Source organism: Phycobacter azelaicus (assembly GCF_014884385.1).
Taxonomy (GTDB): Bacteria; Pseudomonadota; Alphaproteobacteria; order Rhodobacterales; family Rhodobacteraceae; genus Phycobacter; species Phycobacter azelaicus.
The window spans coordinates 340,961-363,736 of record NZ_WKFH01000003.1; the positions used below are offsets into that span (position 1 = coordinate 340,961).

Consider the following 22,776-nt stretch of genomic DNA (forward strand, 5'->3'; position numbering starts at 1 on the left):
AAGCCGCTTATGAGCACTTACATGTCTTTTTGCCAGAGCGGATGCGGCACCGGATCCTTAGTTCGCAAGAAGTAGTGACGGAAAACCTGCAAGTAGGAACGATAGATGTACGCTCCGTTCGTTTGCTTGTAGGCTTCCCGGTGGCGCTGATAGAGGCGCGGCAACGCATGCCAGGGCACGCCCGGGTGCATGTGATGCACGATATGCAAATTGTTGTTGAGAAACAGGAAGGCAAGAAGGCCGCGGTCTTCTATCAGGACGGTGCGAGCGTGGACATCCTCATGGGCGCGGTGCTCCAGAAAAGTCCGGATCTTCAAGAGCGCCAGGCCGAGGTAGACCGCCACGCCATAAACCCATACCGACATTGGCGATAGCCAAACCAAATAAATCACAACGACTGCGCCTGCGATGTGCAGTAGCCAATCACTGATGACCTGCCGCTTTGCGGCCCGGATTAGACGCCAATCGCCAATCATGAAGCAGACCTGAGAGATCAGCGGGCCAAGCAACATCCTTCCAAGCAGGGTGTTGTTCGCCCGCAGTGTCAGCTTTTGCCAGCCCGGAAGCCCGGCCCAAACCTTTGGACACAAAAAGTTGCTTTCGGGGTCATCGTATGGGTCTGTCAGACGCTCGTCCTGGTGATGAGCCAGATGGGTATCCCGAAAGCGACCATATGGGATGACAAGGTTTAGAGGCAGCACCATCAGCGCTTCATTCAACGCCTTCGTGCGAAACGGGTGGCCGTGTAGAACCTCGTGGCAGAGGGAAGAGTGAAAGGCGATCAGAACTGCCGTTAACAGGACAGCTGGCCAAAGGCTGAGCTCAGCCAACCAAAAGACCGAGACACACCACGCTCCATAGCAGGCAGAGATCAGGGCAAGCGTGCCCCACTCCACCCCGCGCGGCATCAATTCGCCCGGAACCTTGGGCGCCTCAGACATGCGCCCGTCCCCAGGAAATGCCAGCCCAGACCCTTTCGTAGATCAGATAAGTCACGAACCCGAGGCCAGTATTCACCAGCGCCATGATCCCGCCCACGCTGGCCGAACCGGTGGCAAGGAAACCCACCAAGGTCATCACCGAGAAGCCAATCACATTCCAGATCGCAGCCTTTACGACCGACCGCCTGCGCGTCTCCATTCCGCCTCCTTCATTTCTTGCCATGATTTCCGTGACTGCACCTTGGGATGGCAGCCGTTCACGGTCAGATTATGAGGGGGGCCTGATGTGCGTAATTCCGAATATGATTAACAAATCTCAGCAGATGTTATATTTATCACCAATGCATACTAAAATCGACAAACGGTTGCGCGCTCAGCAGTTTCGGGACCGCCTGAACCGGGCGATGGGCGCCCGTGAAATGAGCCAAAGTGCCCTGGCTCGCCAGACCGGCGTGGATCGCTCTACCATTTCGCAGCTTCTTACAGACCAGGGCGCGCGGCTACCCAATGCCCATGTGGTCGGGGCCTGTGCATCGGCGCTTGGGGTTTCTGCGGATTGGCTTCTCAGCCTGTCGGAACGTCCTGAAAACGCCGCTGAACTGCTGGCCTCCAGCATGTCGGTGAGCGAAGCACCGCGCGCCCTGGTGGATGAGCAGATCTTCGATTGGCACCGGGAGGCCGCGGGCTACAAGATCCGCCATGTCCCCGCCGCCCTGCCTGACATGCTGAAAACCCGCGCATTACTGGAATGGGAGTATGCACCGCATCTGGGGCGCTCCGCCGATCAGGCCATCGGCGCATCCGAAGATCGCCTTGCCTGGATGCGTCAGGCCCAGTCCGACTATGAAATCGCCATGCCCACTTACGAGCTGGAGAGCTTTGCCCAGGCCACCGGGTATTACGAAGGGCTACCGCTGGAGATCCGCCTGGAACAACTGGACCACTTCGAAGAGATCTGTACCCAACTTTATCCCCGGCTCAGGATCTACCTCTTTGACGCCAAACGGTTGTTTTCCTCACCGCTGACGATCTTTGGCCCGCTCCTATGCGTGTTCTACGCGGGCAGCCACTACATGGCCTTCCGCGACCGCGAACGGGTCGAGACCTTCACCAATCACTTCGACAGGCTGGTGCGCGAGGCAGATCTGACCGCCCGCCAGTTCCCCGAGAAACTGCGCGCTTACAAGGATTATCCGGTTTAGACCTTGGGATCCGGGTTTTCGGTGTGACCATCCACGGCAATCACTTGTCCGGATACCAGCCGCGCCGCATCAGATCCCAGGAACACCGCCATATTGGCCACATCCTCGGCCCTGACCCAGGAGCGCATGGAGGTGCCCGCCGCATAGCCCTGATAGACCGCATCGCGGCTCATCCCCTTGAGCTCGGCCTCCCGCTCCAGAACGCCCTCCATCCGCGGCCCTTCGACTGCGCCGGGACAGATCGCATTGGCGCGGATACCGTGCGGTCCCAGCTCCATCGCCAGAGTCTTCATCAGCCCGATGACGGCCCATTTCGCAGCCGCGTAGGGCGCGCGGTTGGGATAGCCATAGATCCCGGCGGTGGAGGACGTCAGGATGATCGCCCCCCGCCCCGCCGATTTCATCAGGGGCGTGGCGTATTTCGCCGCCAGAAAGGCGCCCTCCAGATTGACGCTGACGCAGGCGCGCCAGTCCTGAAGGTCGATGTCCTCGACCTGTGCGGTTGGCCCGGCGATTCCTGCATTGGCGCAGAGCACATCCAGCCCACCAGCCGCCGCGATCTCATCAAAGACCGCGCGCATCTGGGCCTCGTCGGCTGCATTGGCCTGTCGGGCGTGCCAGTTCTCCGGCAAGTCTTTCAGCGCTGCCGCGTCCAGATCGGTAACCCAGACCTCGGCGCTCGCCACATCAAACGCCTCGCCCATGGCGCGCCCGATGCCAGAAGCGCCCGCCGTGATCAGAACCCGCACGACGCGCCTCTAACGCGGTGCGCCGATGGCGCGGCCCAGCCCTTCGGGCACAGGCAGATCCGCATGGGCCCGCGCCAAGGTGGCAAGGTTTTCCGCAAGATGCGGTGCGGGCGGCGCCGAGCGGCGCGTCGTCAGATCCACGTGCAAGAGCATATGCTCCCCGGTCGCCAAGAGCCGGTCCCCTTCGTACATTTCGTGCCAGAGGTGCATCTTCTTCCCCTCCCCCAGAATGACCCGCGTTCTGACCTGAATGGGGTGGCCCGCGTGCACCTCGTCAATATGGCGGATATGGGTTTCGGCGGTGAAGAAGCTGCCGCCCGAGGCGATATACTCCGCATCACAGCCGATGATTGCCATCAGCCGATCGGTGGACTGGGCAAAGGCATCCAGGTAGCGGCTCTCGGTCATGTGGCCATTGTAGTCGGTCCAATCCAGCGGCACCACGCGGTTGAGCGTCAGCACAGGCTGGCTGGGATCCGTGATTTCCCCCATGGTGCTGGCAAGGCCCATGGCCCCTTCGCGCGCCTTGTCATGGGCGTTCTGCAGCGCACCTGCCCCCCAGTTCGTATTGCCCAGTGCCCGCATCATGCCGACAAGATTGTCATCGCGTATCCGCTCCAACTCGCGGATCGAATATTTGCCCGACTGCGCATCGGACTGGCCCGCGATCAGATCCACAAGCTCATCATTGAATTCGGGCACATCCATCAGCTTGGTCCAGGGCCAGGTGAGGCAGGGACCAAACTGCGCCAGGAAATGCTTCATGCCCGCTTCACCGCCCGCCACGCGGTAGGTCTCAAAGAGGCCCATCTGCGCCCAGCGGATGCCGAACCCGTAGCGGATTGCATTGTCGATCTCTTCCGTCGTGGCGATGCCGTCCTTGACCAGCCACAGCGCCTCACGCCAGACCGCCTCAAGGAAGCGATCCGCCACATGGGCGTCGATTTCCTTTTTCAGATGCAGGGGATACATGCCAATGCCGGAGATGATCTCCTTGGCCTTCCTGATCACCTCGGGGCTGTTCGCCTCGGTGGTGACCACTTCGACCAGCGGCAGCAGGTAGACCGGGTTGAACGGATGCGCGACGACGATCTGCGCAGCATTCGTGAAACCGTCCTGCAGTTGCGACGGCTTGTAGCCCGAGGTCGAAGACCCGATCACCGCGCCGCGCGCCACGTGTTCTTGCAGCTCGGCGTAGACCTTCTGCTTCAGATCGAGCCGCTCGGGCGCGCTTTCCTGAACCCAGGTTGCCCCCGCGACCGCCTCGGCAATGGTGGGGTGGAAGGTCAGCGTGCCCTCAGCAGGCAGCGCCACATTCCCCAGCCCCGGCAGGGCGCGGCGCGCGTTGCCCAGAACCTCGGCGATCTTGCGCTCGGCTTCGGGATCAGGGTCAAAGACCCGCACGTTCCATCCGTTCAAAAGGAACCGCGCGGCCCATCCGCCGCCGATGACCCCACCGCCGATGATTGCTGCTGTTTTCATTCTAAAGATTCTCGTTTTGAGTGTTGCACCACACGGAGCTCGGCGTTATGCAAGCGCCATGACCAAGATGACTCGACATACGGGCTTCTATTATTGAAGCACTCATTCGCGCCGCAATCCGGCGTGATTTGTCGTGTCGCAGCGGTTTTTTCCTCACATTCAGAAACTCTGCGGCTTCCGGGCTCCCTTCCCCTTGGCGGATTGTAAATCCGTTGCGGCAAAAGAAGGGGTGGTTACCGCGAGAGGTTCGATTCCTCGGGAGCCCACCAATGAAATCAACCAGGGCTCCTTCCCCCACGGCGGACTGTAAATCCGTTGCGGTAAAAAGTGGGGAGGTCACCGCGAGAGGTTCAATTCCTTGGGAGCCCACCATTTTCCTTTCCAGATGACTGATCACTTCTGTTTTCATGTTGAATTCTCCGCAGAGGAACCAGTCCATGCAACAGCACGGACCTCGCCCGAACCTTCCCTCAGAATTACGCTTTGCGCCCCCCCAGGCTTAGTCGCTGCCCATAGCGTCGCGTTACTTTGCAACCGGCGCGCGTTTCACGAGGCCCAGCTTGTCGCGCACCTCTTCGGGGCCGATCACGCGGGCGCCCATGTTTTCGATGATGGTGCCTGCGCGCTCCACCAGCTGCCAATTCTCGGCCAGAACGCCCTTTTTTAGCCAGAGGTTGTCCTCAAGACCGACGCGCACATTGCCGCCCGCCAGAACCGAGGCCGCCACATAGGCCATCTGATCGCGCCCGAGCGAGAAGGCAGACCAGTCCCAATCACCGGGCACGTTGTTGACCATCGCCATGAAGGTGTTGAGGTCATTGGGCGCGCCCCAGGGCACCCCCATGCAGAGCTGAACCAGTGCGGGGCTGGTCAGGATGCCTTCGGAGACGAGCTGCTTGGCGAACCACAGATGGCCGGTGTCAAAGGCTTCGATCTCGGGCTTCACCCCCAGATCTGTCATCATCTGCCCCATGGCGCGCAGCATGCCGGGGGTGTTGGTCATCACGTAGTCGGCCTCGGCAAAGTTCATGGTGCCGCAGTCGAGCGTGCAAATCTCGGGCAGGCACTCGGCCACATGGGCCATGCGCGCGGTAGCGCCGATCATATCGGTCCCTGCGTCTTTCACGGGTAGCGGGTTTTCCACGTCACCAAAGACGATATCGCCGCCCATGCCTGCGGTCAGGTTCAAAACCACATCGGTAGCGCTGTCGCGGATGCGGTCGGTGACTTCGCGGTAAAGGCCCAGATCACGGCTCGGCGCGCCGGTTTCGGGATCGCGCACGTGGCAGTGCACAACGGCAGCGCCCGCCTTGGCCGCCGCTATGGCGCTTTCGGCGATCTGCTCAGGCGAGCGGGGCACATGCGGGCTGCGGTCCTGGGTGCCGCCCGAGCCGGTGACGGCGCAGGTGATGAAGACGTCGCGGTTCATTGTCAGAGGCATGTTATTGTTTTCCCCTCGATGTACAGGGTTTTGCCGTGGGTTATCCCCAGGCTCCTCCCCAGATTCCTGTTTGCTTTGGCGCCTACTGTGCCTCAGCCTTGTCTTGAACAGTTGACGCAAAGCGAATCCCACTTGATGAAATCCGCGAAAAACATCCTGCAGCCCGAGCATCGCCCGCTGAAATGCGCGGTCCTGGTGCTGGACGAATGCAATACGCTCTCCTTTGCGGCGGCGGTCGATCCGATGCGGGCGGCCAACCGGCTTGCGGGACGCTGCGCCTTTGACTGGGACTATTTTGGCGCAACGGGTGAAGCGCCAATGCTGACCAGCGGGTTGACGGTGCCGACGACGCCGCTGTCACGGCTGGAGGGCTGCGATCTGTTGATCGTGGTGGCGGGGTTCCAGCTGGCACGCCACGCAACCCCCAGCCTGCTGGCAGGACTGCGCCGTATCGCGGGCACCGGCGCCACCATTGCGGGCATCGACGGCGGCCCCTGGTTGATGGCCGAGGCGGGCCTTCTGAACGATCACCCCGCGACCACCCATTGGGAGGATCTGGAGAATTTCTCGGCCCGCTTCCCCGATGTGGATTGCCGCAGCGACCGGTTCACTGTCTCTGACGGGCGCCTAACCTCGGGTGGTGCAACCCCGGCGATCGAAATGATGCTGCATATCATCAGCGCGCGCCACGGCGCCGGGTTCGCCGCCCGCGTGGCCGGGTTGTTCCTCTACGATGGTCCGACCAGCACGCCACGCCCGCAAAGCCGTCTTGGCGGACACAAGCACAACGCGCTGACCGCCAAGGCCAACGCGCTGATGGAGGCCGCGCTGGACGATCCCATGCCGCTGTCCCAAATTGCCGAGACCTTGGGCACTAGCCCCCGCAGTCTCCAGCAGCAGTTCCGCCTGCGCCTGAACACCACACCGCAGGATCACTACCTGCAGTTGCGCTTGGCCGAAGCCCGGCGGCTGGTGACGGATACCGACCTGCCGCTGATGGATGTGGCTATGGCGACAGGCTTCACTTCGCAGTCAAGCTTTGCCCGTGCGTTTCGGCTCGCCCATGGCACCTCGGCCCGCGATTTGCGTATGGCGCGCAATGACGCGCAATCGGCCAGCTATTCCGCGCATGGATCAGACGCAGAGAACCATCGTCCGATCACCCATTGAACAGGCGTGATCTACCTATCTTCCAATCCCTCACAAAACATCGGCGGCGCTCCCGCGCGGCTTTTGCACATATGAAATGTGCTTCATCCCCTTGGGCCAGGCTCGGCGCATATGCGCCGAGCCTGGCCCAAGGCCGCCAAGGGGTATCGGCAACAGCCGATGCACCTGCGGGCACGGCAGCACTCCGCATTTTTTTCGGGTGCGTCAGTAGGGCATCGGGTGGGCGCGATGGGCCGCATCGATCTCGCGCAGCACCTCCTCGCTCAACGTGACCTCTACCGATTTAAGCGCATGCTCCAGCTGGGGCACAGTTGTCGCACCAAAGATGGCCGAAACCATGAACGGACGTGTGCGGCACCAGGCCAACGCCATATGCACGGGATCCAACCCATGCTTGCGCGCAATCTCAAGGTAAGCGTCCACAGCGGCATAGACGCGCGGCGAATGACGCCCCCCCCAGGTCCGGGTTCAGCGTCTTGCGTGATCCCTCAGGCACTGCACCATTCTGGTATTTTCCTGTCAACAGCCCCGTCCCCAGCGGTGAAAAGGCCATGAGACCCACATCCTCATTCACGCTCAGTTCCGCAAGATCCGTGTCATACATCCGGCACAGGAGCGAGTATTCGTTCTGGATCGAGGCCAGGCGCGGATAACCCTTCTCCTCGGAGAGACGAAGCCATTGCGCGGTGCCCCAGGCACTTTCGTTGCTGAGGCCAAAGGCGCGGATATTGCCCTTGTCCACCTGTGCCTGCAGCGCCTCAAGGCAGTCCTCCATATTCGCCAAGGTCTCCTCCCGGTTTTGCCCGGAGGGATCATAGGTCCAGTTCTTGCGGAACATGTAACTGCCCCGGTTAGGCCAATGGAACTGATAAAGATCGATGTAGTCGGTCTTCAGGCGCTTCAGCGATCCTTCGATCGTCGGCGCGATGGTCTTTGACGAGATCGGCTCCCCGTCGCGCACCGCCGCCAATCCCTCGCCCGAGTGTTTGGTAGCCAGAATGTAATCGCCGCGCCGCCCGGTCTTTGCGTTCCAGTTGCCGATGATCGCCTCACTGTCGCCCACCGTGTCCTTGCTGACTGGATTCACCGGATACATTTCGGCTGTGTCGACAAAATTCACGCCCGCCGCCAGCGCCATGTCGATCTGGGCATGAGCCTCGGCCTCGCTGGTCTGGGTGCCAAAGGTCATTGTGCCAAGGCACAGTTCGGACACCATCATACCGGTGCGGCCCAAAGGGTTCATTTTCATATCGCGCAGCCCTTATCTGAAACGTTTCAAAAGAAACTACTCCTGACCCAAAGGAGTGCAACCCTATGCGCCCGTGTTCTTTACTCAGTTCAGGGATTACGGCCATGATGGTGGCGCCAACGTGAAAGCAGAGTCCCGAACCGAAGTCGCAGAAAGGACACGCTTAAGGACACAGAAACCTGAACCAACAGCCCTGAAGGAGCCCGTTATGACATTCACCACAAAGAAGAGTTTCAAGGACCTTGTCGCCGAATCTAACGCTGTGGTCCAGCACGTCAACATAGAGGAAGCGCAGGTACTGCTGAGCCAGAGCCACACGCAATTCGTGGACCTGCGTGACATCCGTGAGCTCTACCGGACTGGTGTCATTCCTGGTGCATTTTCGTGCCCCCGCGGCATGCTGGAATTCTGGATCGACCCCGAAAGCCCCTATTACAAAGAAGTCTTTGGAAGCGAGAAACTGTTCGTCTTTTACTGCGATAACGGCTGGCGTTCGGCCCTGGCAGCCAAGGCCGCTCTCGACATGGGCCTGCCTGAAGTCCGTCATCTGGAAGGTGGTTTGGACGCCTGGATGCAAAGCGGCTGCGCCTTGTCCCCCGTAAAATGGTGACGCCAGCCTAAGCACCCTGAACCATCGCCTTACCGCCCCGGCCCTCTCAGAAGGCCGGGGCTTTTCGTTGCGGCGTAGCCCCCCGCCGGATCCCGCTCTTGCCCCGGCAGACAAAATGAAAGAGCCTCCAGCGGAGCTGACAAGGGAGAGCCTCATGCCGCAGACCATCATCAAAGGAATAAAAGCCTTGCTCGCCGAAGCCAATTCCATGGTCGACACCATGTCTATCGACGAGGCCAAGGAAAAGGCTCAGGACGAAGGCTATGTCTTCGTTGACCTGCGCGACATCCGAGAACTGCAACGCTCTGGCATGATCCCCGGTGCGTTTTCCTGCCCGCGGGGCATGCTGGAATTCTGGATCGATCCCGAAAGCCCCTACCACAAACCCGTCTTCAATCAGGACAAGACCTATGTCTTCTACTGCGCCAGCGCCTGGCGATCAGCCCTCAGCGCCCGCGTTGCCATGGAGATGGGACTGTCCCCGGTTCTGCATTTGGAGGGCGGCTTTACCAAATGGGTCGAAGAGGGCGGCCCGGTGGTGCCCCGCGACAGCTAATTTGCATTTCGGACTGGGCAGCAGAGCCGATCAGGGAACAGCTGCCCACCGCAAGGAACACTCAAGCACCATTGAGAACAAAAAGTGAACATGATAGTTTTTCATCATGTCGATTCACCCCAGTGCCTCCCGCCTTCTGGCGGCCAGCCAGGCTTTGTCCGCGCCGCCCCATCGGCACCGGCAAGCCAGCCTGCCCTTGCTGAAGACCGCCTCCCTGCTGCGGGGACGCGCCCATGAGGCCTGCGGGCGGGCGCGGTGCAGTTTTGCCCTGTGGATCGCAGGCGCGATACAAGGACCCGTGGTGTGGATTTCCACACCGCAGGAACACGCTCATCTGAACCCGGACGGGATCTTTGACTTTGCGGATCCGGCCCGCTTTCTGTGGATCACCCCTTCCCGACAGGACGATATCCTCTGGGTCATGGAGGAAGCCCTGCGCTGCGGCGGGGCATCGCTGGTGGTGGCAGAGCTTACTACCCCTCCGGCCATCACACCCGTCCGCCGCCTGCATCTGGCCGCAGCAGCCGCCGCCACGGCAGCCCCGGACGGGCTACCACCTCTGGGCCTTTTGCTGACACCCGGTGACGGTGGCGCGCAAGGTATCGAAAGCCGCTGGTCCATGCAGCCTGCCCATCAGGGGCGTCATCGCTGCTGGCAGCTGGAGCGACTGCGGGCTCGCGCCCAGCCTCCGCGTCGCTGGCACATCACGCAGCCCGCGCCGCGCGCTCCGCTAATCGAGACAGCTGTGGATGGCATGTCTCAGGTCACGGCACATGCTGCACCTCCAAACTGGGTGGTGCATCCCCCGCATCTGCAAGATGCACCCGCTGCGCCTCTACAGCCCTGACCGAATTGGCCCCAAGAGGCGAAGGGCCTCGCAAGAGGATCGCCGCTGCGCGGGAGTACCCAACTGGCAGAAAAATCGGATGCGTTATACGAATACGACCAAACATGACGCAAACCACTAGGCATGCTTTAAAATTGGCGTCACAGTCCGCCCTGTCATGCGCCTGATCCTATCCTTTGCTGCCCTCTTTTTATCCGTCATTCTCCTCCAACTCTCTGCAGGCGGCGTGGGGCCCCTTGATGCCATCTCGGGACTTACGCTTGGGTTCAGCAAAGAAGAGATCGGTCTTCTCGGCTCAGCGCATTTTCTTGGCTTCTTCGTCGGCTGCTGGTGGGCACCGCGCCTGATGGGCACGGTCGGACATTCGCGCGCCTTTGCCGTCTGCACCGCCCTGGGCGCCATGGGGCTGATCGGCCACACCCTGACCGAAGCGCCCCTGGCCTGGGCCGCCATGCGCATTGCCTCGGGGCTTTCGGTGGCCGGCTGCTACACGGTGATCGAAGCCTGGATGAACGCCAAGGTCACCAATGGAAACCGCGGGCGGACCATGGGCACCTACCGGCTGGCCGACCTTATCGCATCGCTGGCTGCGCAACTGATGATCGCGGTGCTGCCACCCGCCTCTTATGTGTCCTACAACCTCCTGGCCCTTTTGTGTTGCGCTGCGCTTTTGCCACTGACCCTGACCCGAGCCAGCCAACCAGCCACACCTGCCGCCCCTCGCCTGCGGCCTGGGCTTGCTTGGCGCTGCTCACCGCTGGCCGTCGTCGGTGTGATCGTGGCAGCCATTGGGGCTGCATCCTTTCGCATGGTCGGGCCGATCTATGGCACCGAAGTCGGCCTCGAGCTGAACCAGATTGCCTTTTTCCTCGCCGCCTTCGTCCTCGGCGGAGCGCTGGCGCAATATCCGGTGGGCTGGCTTGCGGACAAATTCGACCGCCGCTGGGTGCTGATCTGGCTTTCGGGAGCCGCCATCCTAGCCTGTGGTCTGACCGTTATGATCTCTGGCTACAGCACCGAAGCCACGATGCTGATGGCCGGCCTCTTCGGCCTCTCGGCCTTTCCAGTTTTTTCCGTCTCTTCCGCCCATGCCAACGATTTTGCCACCTCTGAGGAGCGGGTCGAGCTGGCGGCAGCCCTGATGTTCTTCTATGCGCTTGGGGCCATTGCCGCGCCCTATGTCTCTTCGGTGCTGATCGGAAGTTTCGGCCCCAAAGCCCTGTTTGCCTTCATCGCCTTGGGGCACCTGGCCTTGATCGTCTTTGGCCTGTCGCGCATGCGGTCGCGCCCGACCCCGGAAGAGCGCACCAACTACGTCTATGCGCCGCGCACCTCCTTCACCATCGGACGCCTCACCAAGGGTGAACGGGAAAACCGGTAGCGCCAAAATGGAAAAGGGCCGGACAAGTCCGACCCTTTCCACATTATTTCAGTCCGGCTTGACCTAAGCCTGCGGCGCTATCGGCTCCTCGACCTCCTCCACCGCAGGACCTTCCACTTCCATCGTGTCATCCTTGGCGGCCGGTTCAGGGGATACGCCCAAGGCACCGCTGGTGAGTCCGGCCACGCCCTCCTCCATCGACAGGCCCAGTTCTTCGCCCAGTTTCTTGAGCGCGGGCATCTGCACGGCCATGCCCATGATGGAATCGAGCGCCTGATTGACGACAGGCTTGTCGCCGCCCCCCGCAGAGGCCGCCACCGCGCCTGCACCGCCCGCGCCAGTGCCCATACCCCCCACTTGGTGGATCTTGATCGAGTCGATCTTTTCGGCAGGTTTGACCATTTCGGCCACGATAGAGGGCATCGCCTCGATCCGGGCAAGATCGACCTTGAAGCGGATCTGCGCCTCCGAAAGGACATTGTCCGCCTCCACGATGGCGCGCTTGCCTTCGGCCTCGGCCAGCATGTCGTTCTTCTTAGCCTCAGCACGGATGTTGAGCGCATCTGCTTCGGCCTGAGCCTCTTCGCGGCGAGCCTCGGCGCGGTCGGCAGCGGCTTCCTTCTCTGCCTGGGCGGCAAGGCGAATGGCGGTCGCCTGACGTTCTGCCTCGCGCGTCGCTTCGATCAGAACGATCTGCTTCTGACGCTCGGCCTCGGCCACCTGGCGGGCGGTTGCCACCGCTTCTGTCGCCTTGGTGGCTTCGGCGCGGGCCAGATCGGCCGAGGCCCGGGCGCGGCTTTCCTCTTCGGATTTCTGTGCGATGATGATCTGGCGTTCCTGTTCGGCCACCTCCAGCTCGCGCTCCTTGGAGATTTCGGCCTCGCGGATCTTGCGCTCGCGTTCGATGTCGGCGGCGCGGATGGCCTCTTCCCGCGCAATCCGTGCCCGTTCGGTTTCGCGCACGCTGTCCTCGGTGCGGGCGGCGATCTCGGCCTCTTGCGCAACGCGCAGAGTCTCGACTTTCTGCTTCTGCTCGATCCGGGCCTGTTCTTCGTCCTGTTCGATCAACAGCTTGTGACGCTCGGCTTCCATCGCGGCGCGGCGTACGGCGACATCTGCCTCAGCATCGATCTGGGCGCGTTCTTTCTTCGAGGTGGCAATCACCTCGGCCAGCCTGCGCATACCCACCGCGTTAAAGGCGTTGTTTTCATCAAGCGCTTCAAACGGCGTCTGATCCAGCGCCGTCAAAGAGACGGATTCCAGCGACAGGCCGTTCTTCAACAGATCCTCGGAGACGGCATTCTGCACCTCCTGAACAAAGTCGGCGCGGTTTTCATGCAGCCCATCCATGGTCATCTGGGCGGCCACGGCGCGCAGACCGTCGATCAGCTTGCCTTCGATCATCTCGCGCAGCTGCTCCACATCGAAGGTGCGGCTGCCAAGGGTCTGAGCCGCGCGGGCGATCCCCTCAAAGGTGGCATTGACCGAAACGTAGAATTCAACGCCCACATCGACGCGCATCCGGTCCTGGGTGATCAGCGCCGCTTCACCGTCGCGCTTCACCTCAAGGCGCAGGGTCTTCATGTTGACCGGGCTGATCTCATGCAGCAACGGCAGCACAAAAACACCGCCATCCATGATGACCTTTTTGCCGCGCAGTCCTGTTCTTATGAGACTGATTTCGCGGGTTGAGCGCCTGTATATGCGCCCAATGCTGAGCGAAATCAAAGCAAACAAAACCAGAATACCAACTACAACAATCAGCAGAAACTCAAACTCCATTGAGAAACCTCCCTTTGGGACAAAAGTTAGAATTTTATCGTCAAGCTTATTCGGAGACGGCAACAAGCACGTAACTCCCTTTGCGCCGATCCCGGATCACCAGAACCTCGGTGCCCTGGGCGATGGTCTCCCCCTCTTTCAGGGGTTCGGCGCGCAGGTAATGAGCATTGCCGTAGCCATCAATGACGCGCACTTCGGCAGGGCGCCCGCTGGCCGCAGTGCCTTGGGTGACGATGCCACGGCGACGGCCAAGATTGCGCTCTGACAGGACCTCCGTCTCGGTCTGGGGCAGGACACGGGCAAAACCCCCGCCAAAGACCCGCGCGAACCAGAAGGCAAAACCGCCTGCGGGAATGGCCGCGACCCAAGCGGGAGCCGTCAGCCCCAGGGTCGAAGACAAAGCTACCTGCAGGCCCATGCCCAACAGGCCAAAGCCCAGCAATACAGCGCCGAGCCAGATCACCATCGGCATGCGGCCCAGCCCGAGCCAGCCAGCCAAGCCCGCTGATGCCGAAGCACCTGCGTCCACTGGCGTATCCGGGGCAAGCTCCAGATCCGCATCCGGCAGATCCAGATCGGCGGCGTCAATGCCCTCAACCCCGCCCAGATCCGCACCATCAAGGTCAAGATCGAAATCACCGACCTCTCCCGCGTCGAGATCCAGATCCGCATCACCATCAGAGCCGATCAGACTGCCCCCCAATAGCAGCGCCACCAGTTCCAGCACCATCAGGCCGGTCAGCAGCGCAAGCGCCAGGGTAAAGGGGGCAAAGCCGCCCTCAAGCAGGAATTGCAGCATCAGTGAAAGGGACCTCTCAAGTCAGATTTGAATAAGTATGCGACAGTATACAATGGATATGGGAAGGCATTTCGCCCATTTCAACCCCCATGCCCTTACAACCTAAGGGCACGATGACCGGGAGCGCATTGATACTCAGGAAAAAACTCGGACCTGGATTGAATGACGGGTTTTCTAGGAAAGACACAGGCGGGGTTTCCGCCGCCGCCGCCATGCGTTAGACGGTCTGGCAAAGCGACATGTGGATGGATGGTATGGAACGCATTCTGATTACCTCGGCGATCCCTTACATCAACGGGATCAAACATCTGGGCAACCTCGTGGGCAGCCAGCTGCCTGCCGACCTTTACGCGCGCTATCAGCGCGGGCGCGGCAACGAGGTAATGTTCCTCTGTGCCACCGATGAACACGGCACCCCGGCTGAGCTGGCCGCCGCCAAAGCAGGCAAGCCGGTCGCGGAGTACTGCGCCGAGATGCACGAGGTGCAGGCCGAGATCGCCAAGGGCTTCTGCCTCAGCTTTGATCATTTCGGACGCTCCTCCAGCCCGCAGAACCACGCGCTGACCCAGCATTTCGCGGGCAAGCTGGCCGAGGCCGGTCTGATCCGCGAAGTGGTGGAAAAGCAGGTCTATTCCAACGCCGATGGCCGCTTCCTGCCCGACCGCTATATCGAGGGCACCTGCCCCAACTGCGGGTTCGAGAAGGCGCGCGGCGACCAGTGCGAGGAATGCACCAAGCAGCTGGATCCCACCGATCTGATCAACCCGCGCTCGGCGATTTCCGGCTCCACCGATCTGGAAGTGCGCGAGACCAAGCACCTGTACCTGTGCCAATCCGCCATGAAAGATCAGCTGGACGCGTGGATCGACAGCAAGACCGACTGGCCCGTTCTGACGACCTCAATCGCCAAGAAATGGCTGCACGATGGCGACGGCTTGCAGGATCGCGGCATCACCCGCGATCTGGACTGGGGCATTCCGGTCAAGAAGGGCGCGGAAGACTGGCCCGGTATGGAAGGCAAGGTCTTCTACGTCTGGTTCGACGCGCCCATCGAATATATCGCTTGCGCCAAGGAATGGGCCGATGCCCATGGCAAGACGGACGCCGACTGGGAACGTTGGTGGCGCACCGACAAGGGCGCGCAGGATGTGAAATACGTCCAGTTCATGGGCAAGGATAACGTGCCTTTCCACACCCTGTCCTTCCCGGCAACCATCCTTGGATCAGGCGAGCCGTGGAAGCTGGTCGATCACCTCAAGTCCTTCAACTACCTCAACTATGATGGCGGCCAGTTCTCCACCAGCCAGGGGCGCGGCGTCTTCATGGATCAGGCGCTTGAGATCCTGCCCGCCGATTACTGGCGCTGGTGGCTGCTGAGCCATGCGCCCGAAAGCAGCGATTCCGAATTCACCTGGGAGAACTTCCAGCAATCGGTGAACAAGGATCTGGCAGATGTTCTGGGCAACTTCGTCTCCCGCATCACCAAGTTCTGCCGCTCCAAGTTCGGGGAAGAGGTGCCCACGGGCGGTGCATACGGCGAACAGGAAACCGCCCTGATCGGGGAACTCACCACCCGCCTGAGCGCCTATGAGCAGCACATGGAAAACATGGAGGTGCGCAAATCGGCGCAGGAGCTGCGCGCGATCTGGGTAGCGGGCAACGAATACCTGCAATCGGCAGCACCCTGGTCGGTCTTCAAGGAAGACCCCGAGCGCGCCGCCGCGCAGGTGCGCCTGGGTCTGAACCTGATCCGCTTCTACGCCGTCCTCAGCGCGCCCTTCATTCCAGAGGCCAGCGCCAAGCTGATGGAAGCACTGAACACATCGGATATGGATTGGCCAAGCGATGTAGCCGCAGCCCTCTCCGCCCTGCCCGCCGGACACGGCTTCACCGTGCCGGAGGTGCTCTTTGCCAAGATCACTGACGAGCAGCGCGAAGACTGGCAAACCAGGTTCTCCGGCACGCGCGACTAGGCCCAAACCATCAAGCAGAATTCTAAAGGCCACCTTTGGGTGGCCTTTTCTTTTGAGCAGGCGCGACTCGCGGATCAAACCACAGCCTTCAGCCCGGCAGAAGACTGTGCACGCACCCAAAACAGTTCCCCAAAATCTGGGCATTTGCCCAAAAACAAAACAGTTGGGGCGGAAATTTTATTTCCGACAAAAAAACTCAGATTGACAAAGGCGAGTAAATAAATCAGGTATAGGCCAATCCAGCCAACCTGGCGCATGTCAGGCCAGCCCGAAAAAACCGAGACAACCAACATGCGTCATCATGTCGAATCCAGCCCCGAACCACACCTTCCGCGCGCAACCGCCTGACGATCAGGACAGCCTGTCTCAGATCTGGCCGGAAGTTTTTGCACGCTCCGGCACGCTCTGCGGTTTTTGCCTAGAGTGGCTGCTGGACAGGGCCGAATTCGACAGGACGGATTTCGAGAATGGGCATTCCTCATGAACCAGATCACTCCTGAACCGGTGGTTGCAACCGCCACCACTGAAGCCTTTCCGACCTACCATGCCGAAGACCTGACCCGCGGCGGTATCCAGGCGCGGATTCTGCTGAACGGTCAGATTTACAGCCTGCGCATTACCCGCGCCGGCAAGCTGATCCTGACCAAGTAACCACACTTTGACATCGCGACCCGATAGCCAGCTGCACGCGTCCTATCCCAAATCTTTTGCAAGACAAAACAAGGATCAACCTAATGAAGTCTCTGTTTCGCACCGGAACCGCCCTGGCAGGCCTCGCCATGGCGGGCAGCACGGCATTGGCTGCAGGCACTGCGCCGCAGAAAGGAGCCGTGCTGACGACCTACGCGGACATCGCTCAGGCCACTTATGAGGACAGCCTGACCACGGCAGAAAAGCTGCAGGATGCGGTAGAAACCTTGATTTCGGCTCCGTCCGCAGAGGCTCTGCAGGCCGCCCGCGCCGCCTGGCTGGCCGCACGGGTTCCCTACCAACAGTCAGAAGTCTTTCGGTTCGGCAATGCCATCGTCGATGACTGGGAAGGCAAAGTGAATGCCTGGCCTCTGGATGAGGGGCTCATTGACTACGTGGACACGTCCTATGGCGGCCCCTCGGATGAGAACGCGTTGGCAGCGCTCAACGTGATCGCCAACCCGAAATTTGAGCTTTCGGGCAAGATCATCGACACCAGCAACATCACTCCGGCGCTTCTAGAAGAAACCCTGCATGAAGCTGACGGCGTCGAGGCAAATGTGGCAACCGGCTATCACGCCATTGAATTCCTGCTTTGGGGCCAAGACCTGAACGGCACAAATCACGGCGCGGGCAACCGTCCCTGGACCGATTATGCCACAGGCGAGGCTTGCACCGGTGGCAACTGTGAGCGCCGCGGTGCCTACCTCAAGGCGGCGACCGATCTTCTGGTGTCGGATCTGGAATGGATGACGGCGCAATGGGCAGAAGGCGGTGACGCCCGCTCCGAGCTGATGTCGGATGAAGGCGCCGGGATTGTCGCCATGCTCACCGGCATGGGCTCGCTCTCATATGGTGAACAGGCTGGTGAGCGGATGCGCCTGGGCCTGATGCTGAACGATCCGGAGGAAGAGCATGACTGTTTCTCGGACAACACCCACAACAGTCATTACTATGACGGACTTGGCGTGCAGAACGTCTATCTGGGCGAATACATACGCGTGAATGGCGAACTGGTGTCCGGCGCCTCATTGTCGGATCTAGTGGCCGCCTCGGATGCAGACCTTGATGCGGAACTGCGCGGCAAGCTGGCCGGTACCATGCTGGCTCTGGGTCGGATCAAGACGGCAGCAGAGGCTGGATTCTCCTATGACCAGATGCTGGAGCAGGGAAATGCAGCCGGTGAAGCCCTGATCATGGGCGGCGTGAATGGATTGATCGAGCAGACCCGCTCGATCGAACGCGCGGTTGCCGCCTTGAAACTGAGCGATATCGAATTCGAAGGCTCCGACTCCCTGGACAACCCAGGCGCGGTCTTCCAATAAACCATCCTGACCGGGCAGCCCAGCCTCTAGCAGCCAGTGACGCTGCCCGGTTTCCATCCCCATCAGGACAGAACCATGAACAAGACTCTGGCTGCGGCGCTGGCTTTCGGCGCCCCTTTCGCGCTGTGCGCAACCTCCGCACATGCGGAATTCACCTGGGAAGGCGAAATCGAGATCGGCAATGAGCAGGTGATCTCCTCGGACACCGCCGCGAATGAAATCCGCGACACTTATCTGATTGTCACCGCCACCGGATCCTATTCCTTTCGCAACGGCGTTGCGCTGTTTTCGACACTGACCGCCGAAAGCGTAACGGATGCGAGTTACGACAGAACCTTTGAAGACATGGGCCTTTATGTCGAGGAACTGGGTCTCAGCTTTGGCATCGGACAGGCGACAACGGTTTCGATCGGTAAGCTGCACCCCGTCTTTGGCACCGCCTGGGACGATGCTGCCGGCTTTTTTGGCAGCACATTGGCCGAAGACTATGAGCTGTCCGAACAGATCGGCGTACTGGCGGATGTTGAGCTGAACGGCGCAGGCTCGCTCTCCTTTGGCGTTTTCTTTGCCGACGACACCGGGCTCAGCCGCTCCTGGGGGGAAGATCGCGGTCGCAACCGCGCGTCGGCGGGCGGTGCGGGCAACACCGGCGAACTCGATAACTTTACGATCCAGTGGGCACATAGCATCGCAGGCACCCGCTTTCATATCGGCGCTCGGCACCTGAGCGCCAGCGCTGGCGACGTGGGTGACGAGCAGGGCTTGGTAATTGGCGTTGGTCACTCGTTTGCGGGTGGCCTCGACATCTTTGCCGAAGCGGCCTCCTTCTCGAACTTTGGCGGTGCTGCGGATGACGCCACATTTGCCACGTTGAACGCCGCCTACGGGGTGGGTCAGTGGACCATCTCCGGCACGCTGGCGCGCCGCGATCTCGACAGCGCAGGCGACACCAACCTGATCTCCATTGCCGCGGACTACGACTTCAAAAACGGCATGACGCTGTCGAGTGCACTTGCTCAGACCGACGACTCGGGCGTTGAGGACACCACGCTGGGCCTTAGCCTCGTTATCCCGCTGGGTGGCTGAATTTTCCCTCGGTTTTGATTGGAAACATCCATAAAAACCGGACTGGGCCGCATTTTTTGCGGCCCCTTTTTGTTGTCCGGCGATGCCCTCACGAAAACATGACAGAAAAAATCAAGAATGCGTCTTGCTTGGCGACTATTTTTGTCAGATATTCGATTCATCGACCACGGACACCTGTTTGACCAGCGCCCGGAATGCGAAGATGATAGTTTGCCACTGCACCCAGATCACCGATCACGACATCCACGCCGCCATCGACTGGATGCGTGCCGCTGACCCGGACACCATAATCACACCGGGAAAAATCTATCACGCCCTGGGCAAAAGCGCCGATTGTGGCGGATGCATGCCGCTCTTCCTAGACACCATGCGAAGCAATGTTATGGTCACAATACCTGCGCAGCTGCAAAATTTGCGCACGCCACACAGACAGGAGATGAGCCATGAAGGGCGACCCAACCGTCATCGAGTATCTCAACAAGGCCTTGCGCCATGAGTTGACCGCCGTCAGCCAGTATTGGCTGCACTACCGGATGCAGGACGACTGGGGCCTTGGCAGCATGGCCAAGAAAAGCCGCGAGGAAAGCATCGAAGAGATGGAGCACGCCGACAAGCTGATTGAGCGGATCCTCTTCCTAGGCGGCCACCCGAACCTGCAAAAACTGGATCCCCTGCGCATTGGCCAGACCCCGAAGGAAACTCTGGAATGCGATCTAGCCGCGGAACATAGTGCACGCGCGCTCTACAAAGAAGCCCGCGAAGCGTGTGACAGCGCAGGCGACTACGTCACGATGAAACTATTTGAGGAATTGATGGCCGATGAGGAAGGTCATATCGATTTCCTCGAAACCCAGCTCGAGCTGCACGACCGGATCGGTGCCGAAAACTATGCACAACTCAACGCCACCAAGATGGAAGAGGTCGAAGAGTAAACACTGGCTGTCTGCGGCTCTGCTCGCAGCCAGCTTTGCCGCCCCCGCCGGGGCACTGGAGCCTACCGACCTGTCCCTCGGCGATCCCCATCTCAATGTCCTTCCCCGCGGCAAAGAAGACGCTGACCGGATAAAGCAGGTCACTGCGCCTGCGACGAATTTCACCACAGCTGAACCCTATGAGCTCCTGCCTGCGGGCGCTGCCACGGTTCGAGCCCGCCGCGATGACGAGGCATTTTCTCAACACTCCGCCAACCTCACCTTCGAGCAGGAGCTTGAGTTCAAGCTCGGCAACGGATTATTCAAAAAGATCTGGGTCTTCTCGCCCTCCTCCACCCGCGCCTCGGACGGCCTTGGCCCGCTCTACAACGCCCGCTCCTGCCAGCGCTGCCATATCAAGGACGGCCGCGGCCATGTGCCTGAGGAGCCGGACTACACCTCCACCTCGATGTTCCTGCGCATCTCGATCCCCGGCCCCGTGCCGATCGAGTTGGAAACGATACAGGACTACATCGGCACCCTGCCCGAGCCGACCTATGGCGGGCAGCTACAGGACTTCTCCTCCCCGGGCATCGCTCCGGAGTACCGCCTTGACATCCAATACGAGGAAGTGCCCGTCACGCTGAACGGCGGCGAAACCGTTTCGTTGCGCAAACCCAGCTACAATGCCTCCAAGCTTGGCTATGGCCCCTTGCACCCGGAGGCAATGCTCTCCCCGCGCGTGGCACCGTCCATGATCGGCCTTGGCTTGCTGGAGGCGATCCCGGCCGCCGATATCCTCGCTTCAGCCGACCCCGATGACACGGACGGGGACGGCATATCGGGCCGCGCCAATCTGGTCTGGTCGACAGAGTACCAGCAGATCATGCTGGGGCGCTTTGGCCTCAAGGCGGGAATGCCCACGGTACACGAACAATCCTCTGCCGCCTTTTCCGATGACATCGGCATTTCCACGCCGCTGTTCCCCGAGCCCTGGGGCGATTGCAGCCCCGCGCAAAGCGCTTGCCGCACAGCGCCCCACGGAGACGCAGACGCACGCGAAACCGAAATCGACCGGACCAACATGGATCTGGTCACCTTTTATTCCCGCAACCTGGCCGTTCCTGCGCGCCGCGATGTGGATGCGCCCGACGTGTTGCGCGGCAAAGAGACTTTCTACACCGCAGGCTGCGCCTCCTGCCACCGGCCGAAATTCGTCACGCACCGCCTGAAAGACCGCCCCGAGCACAGCTTTCAGATGATCTGGCCCTACAGCGATCTTCTGTTGCATGACATGGGCGAAGGCCTTGCCGATCACCGCCCCGAAGGCCGCGCAACGGGCCGCGAGTGGCGCACTGCTCCGCTCTGGGGGATTGGACTGGTCCAGCAGGTCTCGCCCCGCGCCACCTTCCTGCACGATGGCCGCGCCCGCACGCTGTTGGAGGCGATCCTCTGGCACGGCGGCGAGGCGCAACCGGCCCGCGACCATGTGGTTGACCTACCCCCCGAAGACCGCGCCGATCTTATCCGCTTTTTGGAGAGCCTATGACACGCCGCACCCTGTCTCAAATCCTGGTCACGGCCTTCTCTGCCACGCTTGCCATGGCGCCATCCTTCTTGCGCGCCGACATGGTAGACATTGCGATTGACCGGCACATCCTGCCGGGATTTTACGCCTTGGCGGAAACCTCGACCACGCTCAACCAAACGGCCATTGACGATTGTGAACCCAATTCAGCAGCATTGCGAACCGCCTATGGTGCAGCTTTTGACGCCTGGGTCCGCGTCAGCCACCTTCGGTTCGGCCCCACCGAAACCGAAAACCGTGCCTTTGCGCTGGCCTTCTGGCCCGACAGCCGCGGCAAAACCCCAAAGGCGCTCAATCAGCTGGTCAGGACAAACGATCCGATCGTAGATGATCCAGAAGCCTACGCCACAGTCTCGATCGCGGCGCGCGGATTCTATGCGCTGGAATTCCTGCTCTACGATGCCAAGCTGCAGCAAACAGGAACCGCCGCCTACCGCTGTGACCTGACGCGTGCCATTGCCAGAGACATCGCCGGAACCAGCACCGCAATAGCCGAAGACTGGAGCGAGAATTTCTCGAATGAAATGCGGCAGCCCGGCACACGCTATCAAAGCGAAGCCGAAATCAAACAGGAACTGTTCAAGGCACTGGATACCGGCCTGCAGATCCTAATCGACATGCGCCTTGGCCGCCCCCTTGGCACATACGACAAACCCCGACCCAAACGGGCCGAGGCCTATCGATCGGGTCGCTCTTTGCACCATGTGATCCTCTCGCTTGAGGCCTTGGAAGATCTTGCGCTCATCCTCTCTGCCGACACACCTGATCTGCAGGATGCGCTCGCCACCAGCTTTGCCACCACCCGCGCCCATGCGCAGCGTCTGAAGGATCCGATGTTTGCCGGGGTTAGTGAACCAGGATCGCGCCTGCGCATAGAAGCCCTGCAACAGGACATACGCAATCTGCGCGAAAAGGTGGGCTTGAACCTCGGCCCGGCTCTGGGCGTCGAGGTCGGATTCAACGCGTTGGACGGCGACTAGAAGGAAAGAACCTC

General features: G+C 60.8%; 23 protein-coding genes and 1 pseudogene. 15 read left to right on the forward strand and 9 right to left on the reverse strand.

All coding sequences use genetic code 11. The annotated features are described in order from the left end of the window. Window positions 1–17: 17 nt before the first annotated feature. On the reverse strand, window positions 18–941 hold the full coding sequence (locus tag INS80_RS02735; protein ID WP_192964134.1) for a fatty acid desaturase: 924 nt from the start codon (window positions 939–941) through the stop codon (window positions 18–20). Further along, complete coding sequence (locus tag INS80_RS02740; protein WP_192964136.1) at window positions 934–1,140, reverse strand: DUF2061 domain-containing protein; 207 nt, start codon at window positions 1,138–1,140, stop codon at window positions 934–936. Before INS80_RS02740 ends, INS80_RS02735 begins: the two co-directional genes overlap by 8 nt. Window positions 1,141–1,282: 142 nt before the next feature. On the opposite strand from INS80_RS02740, the gene INS80_RS02745 reads away from it, so the two are divergent. Then, complete coding sequence (locus INS80_RS02745; RefSeq protein WP_192964137.1) at window positions 1,283–2,143, forward strand: helix-turn-helix domain-containing protein; 861 nt, start codon at window positions 1,283–1,285, stop codon at window positions 2,141–2,143. Here the strand turns inward: INS80_RS02745 and INS80_RS02750 are convergent. The 3 genes from INS80_RS02750 to bcoG all read right to left on the reverse strand — a co-directional run bounded on the left by INS80_RS02750 (window position 2,140) and on the right by bcoG (window position 5,815). Then, on the reverse strand, window positions 2,140–2,892 hold the full coding sequence (locus INS80_RS02750; protein ID WP_192964138.1) for an SDR family oxidoreductase: 753 nt from the start codon (window positions 2,890–2,892) through the stop codon (window positions 2,140–2,142). The two genes, INS80_RS02745 and INS80_RS02750, sit on opposite strands and share 4 nt — an antisense overlap. A gap of 9 nt (window positions 2,893–2,901) precedes the next feature. Further along, on the reverse strand, window positions 2,902–4,374 hold the full coding sequence (locus INS80_RS02755; RefSeq protein ID WP_192964139.1) for a carnitine 3-dehydrogenase: 1,473 nt from the start codon (window positions 4,372–4,374) through the stop codon (window positions 2,902–2,904). A 523-nt stretch (window positions 4,375–4,897) separates the two neighbouring features. Continuing rightward, window positions 4,898–5,815 (reverse strand): 3-dehydrocarnitine:acetyl-CoA trimethylamine transferase BcoG, encoded by a 918-nt coding sequence (gene bcoG, locus INS80_RS02760; RefSeq protein ID WP_192964140.1) that lies wholly within the window; start codon window positions 5,813–5,815, stop codon window positions 4,898–4,900. A gap of 135 nt (window positions 5,816–5,950) precedes the next feature. Here bcoG and INS80_RS02765 point away from each other — a divergent pair, with 135 nt between their 5' ends. Further along, entirely contained in the window at window positions 5,951–6,985 is a 1,035-nt protein-coding gene (locus INS80_RS02765) for a GlxA family transcriptional regulator (RefSeq protein ID WP_192964141.1), read from the forward strand. 204 nt (window positions 6,986–7,189) lie between these two features. Here INS80_RS02765 and INS80_RS02770 read toward each other — a convergent pair. Then, a pseudogene (locus INS80_RS02770) lies at window positions 7,190–8,234 on the reverse strand (aldo/keto reductase). 208 nt (window positions 8,235–8,442) lie between these two features. Between INS80_RS02770 and INS80_RS02775 the strand changes: the two are divergent. The 4 genes from INS80_RS02775 to INS80_RS02790 all read left to right on the forward strand — a co-directional run bounded on the left by INS80_RS02775 (window position 8,443) and on the right by INS80_RS02790 (window position 11,628). Next, the gene (locus INS80_RS02775) at window positions 8,443–8,844 is read left to right on the forward strand and encodes a rhodanese-like domain-containing protein (protein WP_192964142.1); all 402 of its coding nucleotides are present in this window, start codon (window positions 8,443–8,445) and stop codon (window positions 8,842–8,844) included. Window positions 8,845–8,998: 154 nt separating this feature from the next. After that, window positions 8,999–9,400, forward strand: coding sequence for a rhodanese-like domain-containing protein (locus tag INS80_RS02780; RefSeq protein ID WP_192964143.1), 402 nt, complete (start codon window positions 8,999–9,001; stop codon window positions 9,398–9,400). 106 nt (window positions 9,401–9,506) lie between these two features. After that, on the forward strand, window positions 9,507–10,247 hold the full coding sequence (locus INS80_RS02785) for a hypothetical protein (RefSeq protein WP_192964144.1): 741 nt from the start codon (window positions 9,507–9,509) through the stop codon (window positions 10,245–10,247). A 157-nt stretch (window positions 10,248–10,404) separates the two neighbouring features. Further along, window positions 10,405–11,628, forward strand: coding sequence for an MFS transporter (locus tag INS80_RS02790; RefSeq protein WP_192964145.1), 1,224 nt, complete (start codon window positions 10,405–10,407; stop codon window positions 11,626–11,628). Between the two features lie 63 nt (window positions 11,629–11,691). Here the strand turns inward: INS80_RS02790 and INS80_RS02795 are convergent, their stop codons facing one another. Together INS80_RS02795 and INS80_RS02800 are read right to left on the reverse strand one after the other, a co-directional pair. Continuing rightward, a complete protein-coding gene (locus INS80_RS02795; RefSeq protein WP_192964146.1) occupies window positions 11,692–13,410 on the reverse strand; it encodes a flotillin family protein in 1,719 nt (572 codons plus the stop codon). A gap of 46 nt (window positions 13,411–13,456) precedes the next feature. Further along, complete coding sequence (locus INS80_RS02800; protein ID WP_192964147.1) at window positions 13,457–14,209, reverse strand: OB-fold-containig protein; 753 nt, start codon at window positions 14,207–14,209, stop codon at window positions 13,457–13,459. A 254-nt stretch (window positions 14,210–14,463) separates the two neighbouring features. On the opposite strand from INS80_RS02800, the gene metG reads away from it, so the two are divergent. Then, on the forward strand, window positions 14,464–16,182 hold the full coding sequence (metG, locus tag INS80_RS02805; protein WP_192964148.1) for a methionine--tRNA ligase: 1,719 nt from the start codon (window positions 14,464–14,466) through the stop codon (window positions 16,180–16,182). Between the two features lie 74 nt (window positions 16,183–16,256). Here the strand turns inward: metG and INS80_RS02810 are convergent, their stop codons facing one another. Next, entirely contained in the window at window positions 16,257–16,475 is a 219-nt protein-coding gene (locus tag INS80_RS02810; RefSeq protein WP_192964149.1) for a hypothetical protein, read from the reverse strand. 8 nt (window positions 16,476–16,483) lie between these two features. Here INS80_RS02810 and INS80_RS02815 point away from each other — a divergent pair, with 8 nt between their 5' ends. From INS80_RS02815 to INS80_RS02850, 8 genes are all read left to right on the forward strand, one after another. Then, window positions 16,484–16,666, forward strand: coding sequence for a hypothetical protein (locus INS80_RS02815; protein WP_192964150.1), 183 nt, complete (start codon window positions 16,484–16,486; stop codon window positions 16,664–16,666). Further along, window positions 16,663–16,833 (forward strand): hemin uptake protein HemP, encoded by a 171-nt coding sequence (hemP, locus tag INS80_RS02820; protein WP_192964151.1) that lies wholly within the window; start codon window positions 16,663–16,665, stop codon window positions 16,831–16,833. Before INS80_RS02815 ends, hemP begins: the two co-directional genes overlap by 4 nt. A gap of 83 nt (window positions 16,834–16,916) precedes the next feature. Next, window positions 16,917–18,197 (forward strand): imelysin family protein, encoded by a 1,281-nt coding sequence (locus tag INS80_RS02825; RefSeq protein WP_192964152.1) that lies wholly within the window; start codon window positions 16,917–16,919, stop codon window positions 18,195–18,197. A gap of 75 nt (window positions 18,198–18,272) precedes the next feature. Continuing rightward, window positions 18,273–19,283: a porin gene (locus tag INS80_RS02830; RefSeq protein ID WP_192964153.1), complete on the forward strand. Its 1,011-nt coding sequence runs from the start codon at window positions 18,273–18,275 to the stop codon at window positions 19,281–19,283. A gap of 202 nt (window positions 19,284–19,485) precedes the next feature. After that, the gene (locus INS80_RS02835; RefSeq protein WP_192967166.1) at window positions 19,486–19,779 is read left to right on the forward strand and encodes a (2Fe-2S)-binding protein; all 294 of its coding nucleotides are present in this window, start codon (window positions 19,486–19,488) and stop codon (window positions 19,777–19,779) included. Next, on the forward strand, window positions 19,727–20,215 hold the full coding sequence (gene bfr, locus INS80_RS02840) for a bacterioferritin (protein ID WP_192964154.1): 489 nt from the start codon (window positions 19,727–19,729) through the stop codon (window positions 20,213–20,215). The genes INS80_RS02835 and bfr overlap by 53 nt, the downstream gene beginning before the upstream one ends. After that, window positions 20,172–21,743 carry a di-heme oxidoreductase family protein gene (locus tag INS80_RS02845; RefSeq protein ID WP_192964155.1) on the forward strand — a complete coding sequence of 524 codons (1,572 nt, stop codon included), beginning with the start codon at window positions 20,172–20,174 and terminating at the stop codon, window positions 21,741–21,743. The genes bfr and INS80_RS02845 overlap by 44 nt, the downstream gene beginning before the upstream one ends. Then, complete coding sequence (locus tag INS80_RS02850; RefSeq protein WP_226892541.1) at window positions 21,740–22,762, forward strand: imelysin family protein; 1,023 nt, start codon at window positions 21,740–21,742, stop codon at window positions 22,760–22,762. The genes INS80_RS02845 and INS80_RS02850 overlap by 4 nt, the downstream gene beginning before the upstream one ends. The last annotated feature ends 14 nt before the right edge of the window (window positions 22,763–22,776 follow it).